General features: G+C 61.3%; 10 protein-coding genes. 8 read left to right on the plus strand and 2 right to left on the minus strand.

Annotated elements, in window-relative coordinates; translation table 11 throughout:
* Positions 1 to 82 precede the first annotated feature (82 nt).
* From KKQ10_RS08585 to fabI, 7 genes are all read left to right on the plus strand, one after another.
* Complete coding sequence (locus KKQ10_RS08585) at positions 83 to 1,549, plus strand: LysM peptidoglycan-binding domain-containing protein (protein ID WP_127651855.1); 1,467 nt, start codon at positions 83 to 85, stop codon at positions 1,547 to 1,549.
* A gap of 176 nt (positions 1,550 to 1,725) precedes the next feature.
* On the plus strand, positions 1,726 to 3,558 hold the full coding sequence (locus KKQ10_RS08590; RefSeq protein ID WP_215500822.1) for an extracellular solute-binding protein: 1,833 nt from the start codon (positions 1,726 to 1,728) through the stop codon (positions 3,556 to 3,558).
* Positions 3,555 to 5,396, plus strand: a complete 1,842-nt coding sequence (locus KKQ10_RS08595; protein WP_215500823.1) for an extracellular solute-binding protein — start codon at positions 3,555 to 3,557, stop codon at positions 5,394 to 5,396. Before KKQ10_RS08590 ends, KKQ10_RS08595 begins: the two co-directional genes overlap by 4 nt.
* Positions 5,397 to 5,400: 4 nt before the next feature.
* Positions 5,401 to 6,474 (plus strand): microcin C ABC transporter permease YejB, encoded by a 1,074-nt coding sequence (locus tag KKQ10_RS08600; protein WP_215500824.1) that lies wholly within the window; start codon positions 5,401 to 5,403, stop codon positions 6,472 to 6,474.
* Between the two features lies 1 nt (position 6,475).
* The gene (locus KKQ10_RS08605) at positions 6,476 to 7,495 is read left to right on the plus strand and encodes an ABC transporter permease (RefSeq protein ID WP_127651851.1); all 1,020 of its coding nucleotides are present in this window, start codon (positions 6,476 to 6,478) and stop codon (positions 7,493 to 7,495) included.
* Position 7,496: 1 nt separating this feature from the next.
* Positions 7,497 to 9,107, plus strand: coding sequence for an ABC transporter ATP-binding protein (locus KKQ10_RS08610; protein WP_127651850.1), 1,611 nt, complete (start codon positions 7,497 to 7,499; stop codon positions 9,105 to 9,107).
* A gap of 19 nt (positions 9,108 to 9,126) precedes the next feature.
* Positions 9,127 to 9,921 (plus strand): enoyl-ACP reductase FabI, encoded by a 795-nt coding sequence (fabI, locus tag KKQ10_RS08615; protein ID WP_003202751.1) that lies wholly within the window; start codon positions 9,127 to 9,129, stop codon positions 9,919 to 9,921.
* 151 nt (positions 9,922 to 10,072) lie between these two features.
* Here fabI and KKQ10_RS08620 read toward each other — a convergent pair whose 3' ends face one another.
* Positions 10,073 to 10,927: a LysR family transcriptional regulator gene (locus tag KKQ10_RS08620; protein ID WP_215500825.1), complete on the minus strand. Its 855-nt coding sequence runs from the start codon at positions 10,925 to 10,927 to the stop codon at positions 10,073 to 10,075.
* Between the two features lie 111 nt (positions 10,928 to 11,038).
* Here KKQ10_RS08620 and KKQ10_RS08625 point away from each other — a divergent pair, with 111 nt between their 5' ends.
* On the plus strand, positions 11,039 to 11,464 hold the full coding sequence (locus tag KKQ10_RS08625) for a VOC family protein (protein WP_215500826.1): 426 nt from the start codon (positions 11,039 to 11,041) through the stop codon (positions 11,462 to 11,464).
* Positions 11,465 to 11,575: 111 nt separating this feature from the next.
* Here the strand turns inward: KKQ10_RS08625 and KKQ10_RS08630 are convergent, their stop codons facing one another.
* Complete coding sequence (locus KKQ10_RS08630) at positions 11,576 to 12,154, minus strand: hypothetical protein (RefSeq protein ID WP_215500827.1); 579 nt, start codon at positions 12,152 to 12,154, stop codon at positions 11,576 to 11,578.

The raw sequence follows: 12,154 nt of genomic DNA on the forward strand, positions 1-12,154 counted from the left end.
ACAAAAATTCTGAATGGTTGACCGCAGGGGGTGCGCTTTCTAGAATCCCCCGACATTTTTGCCCGGAACTTACTTCCAGCCAATGTCGTCATCCATACGTAAGTCCGTCAATTCAGACACATTGACCCGCCTGGCCCAAGCCATCGCGGTGGCTGTGTCCGCCACGTTGGCGGGCTGCTCCAGCCATGCTCCGCAGTCTGAAGCGAGCCATACGCCGAACATTGCTGCGCGAGCCAAGCAGAAGCCGATCTGGCTGAGCGAAAAGCCGAGCCCGCAGGTGCCTCAGGACATCTGGGAGCGCATGCGCGGTGGTTTCCAGCTGCAGGACGGTCTGGGCGTGAACCCGCGCATCGAACAACAGCGCCTGTGGTTTGCCAGCAACCCGTCCTTTCTCGAGAACGCCGGCGAACGCGGCAGTCTCTACATTCATTACATCGTCGAGCGTCTTGAAGAGCGCAACATGCCGCTGGAGCTGGCCCTGCTGCCAGTGATCGAGAGCGCCTACAACCCGATGGCCTATTCCCGGTCCGACGCGTCGGGCCTGTGGCAGTTCATCCCGTCCACCGGCCGCTACTACAACCTGCGCCAGACCCGCTTTTATGATGGCCGTCGCGACATCACCGCTTCGACCACCGCCGCGATGGATTACCTGACCCGTCTGCACGACATGTTCAACGGGGACTGGCTGCTGGCCCTGGCGGCCTACAACGCCGGTGAAGGCACCGTCAGCCGCGCCATCGAGCGCAACGAAAAGCTCGGCCTGCCGACCGACTACTGGAACCTGTCGTCGTTGCCGGCGGAAACCCAGGCGTACGTGCCAAAACTGCTAGCGTTGTCACAAGTGGTGCTGGCCCCGGAAGCCTACGGGGTTAACCTCAACCCGATCGCCAACGAACCGTATTTCCAGGTCGTCGAAATCAACCAGCGCATGGACCTGTCCAAGGTCGCGGCGGTGGCCAACATCGACGAAGACGAGTTGTTCCAGCTCAACCCGGCGTTCAAGCAGCGCACCACCGTCGACGGCCCGCAGCATCTGCTGGTGCCGACGTCCAAGGCACAACTGCTGACCGCCAGCCTGCAGACCATGCGGCCTGAAGAGCTGATCAGCCCGCGTTCGCTGAAGCCAGTGTTCGACGGCGCCGACCCGACCGAAGTGGCGCAGCTCAAGCGCGCCTACCGCGTCAAGCGTGGTGACAACCTCGGCTCCATCGCCAAGGCCAACAAGGTCGAAGTGAAGGATCTGCAGCGCTGGAACAAGCTGACCGGCAAAAACCTCAAGGTCGGCCAGACCCTGGTCATGCAGGACACCACCAAGCGCAGCCCGGCACGCAAGTCCGGCCGGGTCAACACGGTGATCGCCGCCAACAGCAAGAGCAAAGGCAAAGCCGACAGCCAGCAGCAGACCCAGTACAAGGTCAAGCGTGGCGACACTCTGTACGTGGTGGCCAAGCGTTTCAACGTCGAGATGCAGCATCTCAAGCGCTGGAATCCGGGTGCCGGCAAGGCCCTCAAGCCTGGGCAGATGCTCACGGTTTATTCGCCGCACTGATTTGAAATCAAAAGATCGCAGCCTCCGGCAGCGCCTACATTGATCCCTGTAGGAGCTGCCGGAGGCTGCGATCTTTTTTGCGCATTAACAGCGCATTAACCCGCTATCTTTTTCCTGTCCAGACAAGCTGTTACTGTACGGCCCACAAAGCCCAAGCCGCCTGGATCGGATCTGACTTGAAGCGTCCCCTCCTCCTGCTCCTGATCAGCCTGGCCTTGAGCTCACCCGCAAGCGCGACGATTACCGAAAGTCACGGTTATGCGCAGTTCGGCACGCTCAAGTACCCGGCCAGATTTACCCACTTCGACTGGGTCAACCCGCAAGCGCCCAAGGGCGGTACGTTGCGGGTGATGGCGTTCGGCACCTTCGATACGGTCAATCCGTACACGTTCAAGGGCACCAGCCCGGTCACTACAGCGAATTTCCTGCAGTACGGCATCAACGAGCTGAACGAGCCGCTGATGGTCGGCACCGGTCAGTATTCGCCGTCCGGTGATGAACCGGCATCGAGCTATGGCCTGATCGCACAATCGGTGGAGTACAGCGAAGATCGCAGCTGGGTGGTGTTCAATCTGCACCCGGAGGCGCGGTTTCACGATGGCACGCCGATCACTGCCTACGACGTGGCGTTCTCCTATCGGTTGCTGCTCAAGGAAGGCCATCCGCTGTACCGCACCGCCCTGCAGGAAGTCTCGCGGGTCGACATCCTCAACCCGCAGCGCATTCGCTTCGTGATGAAGCGCTCGGGCAATCCGCTGCTGATCCTGCGTCTGGGCGAGTTGCCGGTGCTGCCGCAGCATTACTGGAAAGGTCGCGACTTCAAGGCCACCACCTTCGACCCCCCGCTGGGCAGCGGGCCGTACCGCATCACCTCGGTGACGCCGGGGCGGCAACTGATCTTCGAGCGGGTCAAGGATTACTGGGGCAAGGACCTGCCGGTCAATCGCGGCAAGTACAACTTCGATCGCATGGAAGTCGAGTTCTACCGCGACAGCGACGTCGCCTTCGAAGCGTTCAAGGCGGGTGAATTCGACATTTACATCGAACATCAGGCGAAGAACTGGGCCAACGGCTACAACTTCCCGGCCGTACGCCGTGGCGAGGTGATCAAGGCGCAGATCCCGCACCAGATCCCGACACAGAGCCAGGGCCTGTTCATGAACACCCGGCGCGCGACCTTCAGCGACGTCAAGGTCCGCGAAGCGCTGGGCCTGATGTTCGACTTCGAATGGACCAATCGCGCGCTGTTCAGCGATGCCTACAAACGCACGACCAGTTACTACCCCAACAGTGAATTCACCACCTCCGGCCTGCCGGTCGGGCATGAATGGCTGATGCTCAAGCCGTACAAGGAGCAACTGCCGGCCAAGCTGTTCACCGAGCCGTTCACCCTGCCGAAAACCGACGGGCGCGGCATTCCCCGGGAAACCATGCGCAAGGCATTGGCATTGCTCGCCGAAGCCGGCTGGAAGCTCAACGGCCAGCGCCTGCAAAACGCTGACGGCCAACCGCTGCGGTTTGAGCTGCTATTGGTCAATCCGAACCTGGAGCGCCTTTACCAGCCGTACATCGAGAACCTCAACAGCATCGGCATCGACGCGCGCCTGCGCACCGTGGATCGGGCGCAGTACAAACAGCGCCTTGATCAATTTGATTTTGACATGATCTCGATGACGCTCAACCAGACCCTCAGCCCAGGGCTTGAGCAGTGGCAGTACTTCCACTCCAGCCAGGTGAACGTCAAGGGCAGCAAGAACTACGCCGGCATCGCCAACCCGGTGGTCGATCACTTGCTCGAACAATTGCTCGCCGCGCAAACCCGCGATGAACAGGTCGCCGCCGGCAAGGCGCTCGACCGCGTGCTGCTGTGGCAGCACTACAGCATTCCCAACTGGTACCTCAATTATCACCGACTGGCCTACCGCAACCGGCTGGCCTTCGTCACCACGCCGCCCTACACCCTGGGCCTGAGCGCGTGGTGGCTGAAATCTTCGGAGAAAGATCAATGACACCGATCCGCGCCCTGCTCGTGCAGGCCAGCGGTCTGCTGTTCGCCGGGCTGGCCTGCGCCGCCCCGCAACACGCCGTGACCCTGTATAACGAGCCGCCGAAATACCCGGCCGATTTCAAGCAGTTCGACTATGTGAACCCCGACGCGCCCAAGGGCGGAATCTTCCGCCAGGCCGGGTTCGGCGGTTTCGACAGCCTCAACCCGTTCATCAGCAAAGGCGTGCCGGCCGATGACGTCGGGCAGATCTACGACACCCTGACCAAGCACAGCCTCGACGAGCCGTTCACCGAATATGGCCTGATCGCCAGCAAGATCGAAAAGGCTCCGGACAACAGTTGGGTACGTTTCTACCTGCGCCCGGAAGCGCGTTTTCATGATGGCCACCCGGTGCGCGCCGAAGACGTGGTGTTCAGCTTCCAGACCCTGACCAAGGACGGCTCGCCGCTGTTTCGCGGTTACTACAGCGACGTCGACGAAGTCATCGCCGAAGACCCGCTCAAGGTGCTGTTCAAATTCAAGCACACCAACAATCGCGAGTTGCCGCTGATCCTCGGCCAGTTGCCGGTGTTGCCGAAACACTGGTGGGCCAATCGCGATTTCACCAAGGGCAACCTGGAAATTCCCTTGGGCAGCGGCCCGTACAAGGTCGCCGAAGTGAAGGCCGGGCGCTCGGTGCGCTATGAGCGGGTCAAGGACTACTGGGGCAAAGACCTGCCGGTCAATCGCGGCTTCTACAACTTCGACGTGATGACCACCGATTACTACCGCGACAACACCGTCGCCCTTGAAGCCCTGAAGGCCGGCCAGTTCGATTACTGGCTGGAAATGACCGCGAAAAACTGGGCCAACGCCTACAACATTCCGGCGGTCACCGAAGGCCGGCTGATCAAGGAACAGATCACCAACGGCAACCCGACCGGCATGCAGGGTTTCGTCTACAACCTGCGCCGCCCGGTGTTCCAGGACGTGCGGGTGCGTCAGGCGCTGAGCCTGCTGCTCGACTTCGAATGGACCAACAAGCAACTGTTCAACGGCGCCTACATCCGCACCCGCAGTTACTTCGAAAACTCGGAAATGGCCGCCACCGGCCTGCCGGACGCCGAGCAACGGGCGATCCTCGAGCCGTTTCGCAGCCAGCTCCCGGCGCAGGTGTTCAGCGAAGCTTTCGAGAACCCGAAGACCGACGCCAGCGGCATGATCCGCGCCCAGCAACGCGAGGCCTATCAGTTGCTGCAAGAGGCCGGCTGGAAGATCGTCGATGACAAAATGGTCGACGCCAACGGCAAACCGATGGTCATCGAGTTCCTGCTGGCGCAGACCGAATTCGAACGCGTGCTGTTGCCGTTCAAGCGTAACCTCGCCGACCTGGGTATCGACCTGGTGATCCGCCGCGTCGACGTTTCGCAGTACATCAACCGCGTGCGTTCGCGAGACTTCGACATGATCGTCGGCAGCTTCCCGCAATCCAACTCGCCGGGTAACGAGCAACGCGAATTCTGGATGAGCGCCGCCGCCGACAAACCGAGCAGCCGCAACACCATGGGCCTGAAGGATCCGATCGTCGATCACTTGGTGGAAAGCCTGATCAACGCCGATTCGCGCAACAGCCTGGTGGCCCACGCCCGGGCGCTGGATCGGGTGCTGCAATGGGGTTACTACGTGATCCCCAACTGGCACATCAAGACCTGGCGCGTGGCCTACTGGAACCACATCGGCCACCCGAAAGTCTCCCCCAAATACGACATCGGGATTAACACCTGGTGGGTCAAGCCCGACGCGAAACCCGCCATAGAAGTCGAAACCAAACTGCAAGCCGACCCTGTGGGCACGGAGTAATCAGATGCTGGCGTATATTTTTCGGCGACTGCTGCTGATCATCCCGACCCTGTTCGGCATCCTGCTGATCAATTTCGTGATCATCCAGGCCGCGCCCGGCGGCCCGGTGGAACAGATGATCGCCAAGCTCGAAGGCTTCGAGGGCGCCACCAGCCGCATCGCGGGTGGCGGTGCCGAGGTCTCGGTGGCTGGCTCGTCGTATCGCGGCGCGCAAGGCCTGGACCCGGCGCTGATCAAGGAAATCGAGCACATGTACGGGTTCGACAAATCGGCCCCGGAACGCCTGTGGATCATGGTCAAGAACTACGCGAAGCTGGATTTCGGCGACAGCTTCTTCCGCGACGCCAAGGTCATCGACCTGATCAAGGAAAAGATGCCGGTGTCGATCTCCCTCGGGCTGTGGAGCACGCTGATCATGTACCTGGTGTCGATCCCGCTGGGGATCGCCAAGGCAACGCGACACGGCAGCCATTTCGACGTCTGGACCAGTTCGGCGATCATCATTGGCTACGCGATTCCGGCGTTCCTCTTTGCGATTCTGCTGATCGTGGTGTTTGCCGGCGGCAGTTATCTGGACTGGTTCCCGTTGCGCGGCCTGACCTCGAACAACTTCGATCAGCTGAGCCTGGGCGGCAAAGTCCTCGACTACTTCTGGCACCTGGCGCTGCCGGTGACGGCGCTGGTGATCGGCAACTTCGCGACCATGACCCTGCTGACCAAAAACAGCTTCCTCGACGAGATCAACAAGCAATACGTGGTCACCGCCAAGGCCAAGGGCCTGACGCGCAATCGCGTGCTCTACGGCCACGTGTTCCGCAACGCCATGCTGCTGGTGATTGCCGGTTTCCCGTCGGCGTTCATCGGCATCTTCTTCACAGGCTCGTTGCTGGTGGAAGTGATCTTCTCCCTCGACGGCCTCGGCCTGATGAGTTTCGAAGCGGCGATCAACCGCGATTACCCGGTGGTGTTCGGCACCCTGTTCATCTTCACCCTGCTGGGGCTGGTGGTGAAACTCATCGGCGACCTCACCTACACCTTGGTCGATCCGCGCATCGACTTCGCCAGCCGGGAGCATTGAGATGAACCTGTCCCCTCTCAACCGCCGCCGGTTCGAACTGTTCAAAGCCAACAAGCGTGGCTGGTGGTCGCTGTGGCTGTTCCTGATCCTGTTCGGGCTGAGCCTGGGCGCCGAGCTGATCGCCAACGACAAGCCGCTGGTGGTGCATTACGACAACCATTGGTACTTCCCGGCGATCAAGCGCTACCCGGAGACCACCTTCGGCGGCGAGTTCCCGCTGGAAGCCAACTACAAGAGCCCGTACATCCGCGAACTGCTCAAGGCCAAGGACGCGTGGGTGTTGTGGGCGCCGATCCCCTACAACTACCAGAGCATCAACTACGACCTGAAAGTCCCGGCCCCGGCCCCGCCCTCGGCGGACAACCTGCTGGGCACCGACGATCAGGGTCGCGATGTGCTGGCGCGGGTGATCTACGGCTTCCGCATTTCCGTACTGTTCGCGCTGACGCTGACCGTGCTCAGCTCGATCATCGGTGTGATTGCCGGCGCCCTGCAGGGCTTCTATGGCGGCTGGGTCGATCTCGCCGGGCAGCGCTTTCTGGAGATCTGGTCGGGGTTGCCGGTGCTGTACCTGCTGATCATTCTCGCCAGTTTCGTCCAGCCGAATTTCTGGTGGTTGCTGGGGATCATGCTGCTGTTCTCGTGGATGAGCCTGGTGGACGTGGTGCGCGCCGAGTTCCTGCGCGGGCGTAACCTCGAATACGTGCGCGCGGCACGGGCGCTGGGCATGCAGAACGGCGCGATCATGTTCCGCCACATCCTGCCCAACGCCATGGTCTCGACCATGACCTTCATGCCGTTCATTCTTACCGGCGCCATCGGCACCCTCACCGCGCTGGATTTCCTCGGCTTCGGCTTGCCGGCCGGCAGTCCGTCGCTGGGTGAACTGGTGGCCCAGGGCAAATCCAACCTGCAAGCGCCGTGGCTGGGCATGAGCGCGTTTGCCGTGCTGGCATTGATGTTGAGCCTGCTGGTGTTTATCGGCGAGTCCGCTCGCGATGCCTTCGACCCGAGGAAGTGAAATGAATCAGGACAATCTGATCGAAGTGCGCGACCTGGCCGTCGAATTCGGCCTCAACGAGCGGCGGCTCCGGGTGGTCGAGGGCGTGAGCTTCGACATCAAACGCGGCGAAACCCTGGCGCTGGTCGGCGAGTCCGGCTCGGGCAAGTCGGTGACCGCGCACTCGATCCTGCGTCTGCTGCCCTACCCGCTGGCCCGGCATCCGGCCGGCAGCATCAACTATGCCGGGCAGAACCTGCTGGGTCTGAGCGAAAAAACCATCCGGCACATTCGCGGCAACCGCATCGCGATGATCTTTCAGGAGCCGATGACCTCGCTCAATCCGCTGCACTCGATCGAGAAGCAGATCAACGAAATCCTCGGCATCCACAAGGGCCTGAGCGGCAAAGTCGCGACCCGGCGGACCCTGGAGCTGCTGGAGATGGTCGGCATCCCCGAGCCGCACAAGCGCCTCAAGGCCCTGCCCCACGAATTGTCCGGCGGCCAGCGCCAGCGCGTGATGATCGCCATGGCCCTGGCCAACGAACCGGAACTGCTGATCGCCGACGAGCCGACCACTGCACTGGACGTGACCGTTCAGCTGAAAATCCTCGATTTGCTCAAGGAACTTCAGGCTCGATTGGGCATGTCGCTGCTACTGATCAGTCACGATTTGAACCTGGTGCGAAGAATTGCGCATCGCGTATGTGTCATGCAGCGCGGTTGCATCGTCGAACAGGCATCGTGTGAAGAGCTGTTCCGTTCGCCGCAGCATCCGTACACTCGGGAGTTGCTCGGCGCGGAGCCCAGTGGAGGCCCGGCGACCAATAAAATCGGGGCGCCGCTGCTCGAAGTCGAGAACCTGAAAGTCTGGTTCCCGATCAAGAAAGGCCTGCTCAAACGCACGGTGGATTACGTCAAGGCAGTGGACGGCATCAATTTCAGCCTGCCTCAGGGTCAGACCCTGGGGATCGTGGGGGAAAGCGGTTCCGGCAAATCCACGCTGGGTCTGGCGATTTTGCGGCTGATCGGCAGCAAAGGCGCCATTCGCTTTGAAGGCAAGCAGCTAGACTGCCTGACGCAGAACGAGGTTCGCCCGTTACGTCGGGAGATGCAGGTGGTGTTTCAGGACCCGTTCGGCAGCCTGAGCCCGCGCATGTGCGTCAGCGACATCGTTGGCGAAGGCCTGCGGATTCACAGGATGGGCACCGCCGCCGAGCAGGAAGCGGCGATTATTGCGGCATTGAAGGAGGTAGGTCTGGATCCGGAAACCCGGCACCGCTACCCCCACGAATTTTCCGGTGGGCAACGGCAACGTATCGCCATTGCCCGGGCCTTGGTGCTCAAACCGGCGCTGATCCTGCTGGACGAGCCGACGTCGGCGCTTGACCGGACGGTGCAGCGGCAAGTGGTGGAGCTGTTGCGTTCACTGCAAGCCAAGTACAACCTGACGTATTTGTTCATCAGCCATGACCTGGCTGTCGTCAAAGCGCTGAGCCACCAGTTGATGGTGGTCAAGCATGGCCAAGTGGTCGAACAGGGAGCGGCGCAAGAGATCTTTGCCGCCCCCAAACATCCGTATACACAGCAGTTGCTGGAAGCCGCTTTTTTGGCACCAGCCACTGCGCAATAACCTGAAAGAGGAGCAACACATGGGTTTTCTCGCCGGTAAGCGCGTACTGATCGTCGGTGTCGCCAGCAAGCTGTCCATCGCATCCGGCATCGCTGCCGCCATGCATCGCGAGGGCGCTGAGCTTGCCTTCACTTATCAGAACGACAAACTCAAGGGTCGCGTTGAAGAGTTCGCACAGGGCTGGGGTTCGAGCCCTGAGCTGTGCTTCCCGTGCGACGTGGCCAGCGATGAAGAAATCGCCAAGGTCTTCGAAGAACTGAGCAAGAAGTGGGACGGCCTGGACTGCATCGTGCACTCCGTCGGCTTCGCCCCGGGCGACCAACTGGACGGCGACTTCACCGAAGCCACCACCCGTGAAGGTTTCCGCATCGCTCACGACATCAGCGCCTACAGCTTCGTGGCCCTGGCCAAGGCTGGCCGCGAAATGATGAAAGGCCGCAACGGCAGCCTGCTGACCCTGTCGTACCTGGGCGCCGAGCGCACCATGCCGAACTACAACGTAATGGGCATGGCCAAGGCTTCGCTGGAAGCTGGCGTGCGTTACCTGGCCGGTTCCCTGGGCCCGGACGGCACCCGCGTCAACTGCGTATCGGCTGGCCCGATCCGCACCCTGGCCGCCTCGGGCATCAAGAACTTCCGCAAGATGCTGGCCGCCAACGAAGCGCAAACCCCGTTGCGCCGCAACGTCACCATCGAAGAAGTCGGCAACGCCGGCGCCTTCCTGTGCTCCGACCTGGCGTCGGGCATCAGCGGTGAAATCATGTACGTGGACGGCGGCTTCAACACCACCGCCATGGGCAACATCGAAGAGTAATCTTCGGTTAGCCAATAAAAAACCCGCCTCTTATGGCGGGTTTTTTATTGGGTTCAACATCAAAAGATCGCAGCCTTCGGCAGCTCCTACATGATTAAGTCCGCATGCACCTCCCCTGTAGGAGCTGCCGAAGGCTGCGATCCTTTGATCTTCAGAGCAAACAATCGGCAAACAGCTTTTGAATCGGCTGACTGCGCTGGCTGTACCGCTGCAACAAGACCATCTCGCGGTAAAACGTCAGCTCACCCAACTCAATCACCCTGACCCGCAGCGGATGCTCCAGCCACAACCCGGCCTTGGGCAACAACGAAACACCCAGCCCCGACTCGACCATCTTCACGATCGCCTCCAGCTCATCCAGCTCCAGTGCCACGTTGACCTCGATCCGCTGTTCGCGCAGAAACCGCGTCACCAGCCGACCGCCAAATGAATTGCGGTCATAGCGCACCTGCGGCTGTTCGGCGAGCAGGCGCAATGGATCGTCGCCCTCGACCTGCAGCGGCACGATCAGCACGAACGGCTCGCGACGAATCACCTGCGCCGACAGTTCCTTGGGCAGCTCGAACGGCGGCTTGATCATGATCGCCAGATCCACCTCACCGGCATCGACCTGACTCAGCAGGTTCAGCGACACCCCCGGCACCAGTTTCGGCTCCAGCCCCGGTGCCTGTTGACGCAAGCGCAACAGCGCCTGTGGCAGCAGCCCGGTTTGCGCGGTGGCTACCGCACCGATTTTCAGCTCGCCACGAAACTCACTGACGTTCTCGCTCACCGCCATGCGGCTGAAGATCGCGAGCATTTCCTGGGCCATTGGCAAGGCGCGCTGCCCTGCCGGATTGAGCGTTGCCTGGCGGCCGGTGCGGTCGAACAGACGAATGCCCAGGGCCTGTTCGAGATTGCGGATCTGCGCGCTGACCGCCGACTGCGTCAGGCCGATGTGCAACCCCGCGGCGGCAAACGTGCCGTGGCGTGCGACGGCGAGAAAGGTCTTGAGTTCACGCAGCATGCGGCACCTCGATTGATCGAAATAATTTGAGCTCGGCGCAAAAACTATCGTCTTTCAATCACATTTCACAGCACTAAACTCAATCCACTTTCCCTGATCGAGCATTGCGCCATGCCGTTAAGCCCTTTCCATCTGGCCATCCCCGTCTATGACCTGGCCGCCGCACGCCACTTTTACCGCGAAGTCTTCGGGCTGGAGGAAGGTCGCGCCAGCGCGCACTGGGTCGACTTCAACTTCTTCGGCCACCAACTGGTGATTCATCTGGCACCGAAAAATGCCTCTCAGGAAGCCGCGCACACCAATGCCGTGGACGGGCATGACGTGCCGGTGCCGCATTTCGGTGTGGTGCTGGGGATGGCGCAATGGCAGGCACTGGCCGAACGCCTGACATCGCTGGGCACGCAGTTCGTGATCGAGCCGGGGATTCGCTTTCAGGGATTGGTGGGCGAACAGGCGACGATGTTTCTGTTTGACCCGTGCGGCAATGCGCTGGAGTTCAAGGCGTTCAAGGACATTGGGCAGTTGTTTGCCAAGTAGATTGTCCTGGCTCCATATCCTTCCCTGTAAGAGTGAGGCTGCTCGCGATAGCGGTGGTTCATAGACATCAATGCTGACTGACATGAAGCCATCGCGAGCAGGCTCACACCGTCAACTCCCGGCCACCGGGCACGGCCCACCGGCATCCGCCCAGAGCTTGAACTGGCTCACAAAGATGTCGTGCGGCACCGGCACCGGCGTGCGCCCTGCCCCGGGATTCCAGCCCCACAGCACCAGTTTGTCGTCGCTGACGTGCTTGATCAGCGCGGCGAAATCACGGTCACCGTTGCTGGAGCGCTCCTTGATCATTGCGCACAACTTGTCGGGCGGCAGGCCGATCCAGGCCATCTTGTGCGCCGCTGGCGGCAGGCTCCAGTGCGGCGCCCCCGGTGGCGCGTGCGGGCCGTAACTGGCCGGCGGGTTGCTCTCGGCGTGGCAGGTGGCGCAGGGCAAACCGGCGGCGCCCTTGCCGTCCATGCCGCGCACCACGTTCATCGCGTGCGGGGTTCCGGCGTCGAACTGCAGCGGCGAATCACCGGGAATGTGACAGTTCTGGCAACGCGGGCTCTGGAACACTTTCTGCACCGTGCCGAACGCCTTGAGCGCTTCCTGATCATCGGCGAACAGATCCGAGGCGTAGCCACCCAGCCCCAGCAAAATCACCGTGCCCAACAGCAGATGTCGTTTCAT

This window comes from Pseudomonas sp. MG-9 (assembly GCF_018729515.1).
Lineage (GTDB): Bacteria > Pseudomonadota > Gammaproteobacteria > Pseudomonadales > Pseudomonadaceae > Aquipseudomonas > Aquipseudomonas serboccidentalis.

What these genes read in the sequence shown, in the direction of transcription:
- KKQ10_RS08585 (WP_127651855.1), top strand. Translation starts at nt 83, where the DNA reads ATGTCGTCATCCATACGTAAGTCCGTCAATTCAGACACATTGACCCGC.
- KKQ10_RS08610 (WP_127651850.1), top strand. Translation starts at nt 7,497, where the DNA reads ATGAATCAGGACAATCTGATCGAAGTGCGCGACCTGGCCGTCGAATTC.
- KKQ10_RS08595 (WP_215500823.1), top strand. Translation starts at nt 3,555, where the DNA reads ATGACACCGATCCGCGCCCTGCTCGTGCAGGCCAGCGGTCTGCTGTTC.
- KKQ10_RS08630 (WP_215500827.1), bottom strand. Translation starts at nt 12,154, where the DNA reads ATGAAACGACATCTGCTGTTGGGCACGGTGATTTTGCTGGGGCTGGGT.
- KKQ10_RS08600 (WP_215500824.1), top strand. Translation starts at nt 5,401, where the DNA reads ATGCTGGCGTATATTTTTCGGCGACTGCTGCTGATCATCCCGACCCTG.
- KKQ10_RS08625 (WP_215500826.1), top strand. Translation starts at nt 11,039, where the DNA reads ATGCCGTTAAGCCCTTTCCATCTGGCCATCCCCGTCTATGACCTGGCC.
- KKQ10_RS08620 (WP_215500825.1), bottom strand. Translation starts at nt 10,927, where the DNA reads ATGCTGCGTGAACTCAAGACCTTTCTCGCCGTCGCACGCCACGGCACG.
- KKQ10_RS08605 (WP_127651851.1), top strand. Translation starts at nt 6,476, where the DNA reads ATGAACCTGTCCCCTCTCAACCGCCGCCGGTTCGAACTGTTCAAAGCC.
- fabI (WP_003202751.1), top strand. Translation starts at nt 9,127, where the DNA reads ATGGGTTTTCTCGCCGGTAAGCGCGTACTGATCGTCGGTGTCGCCAGC.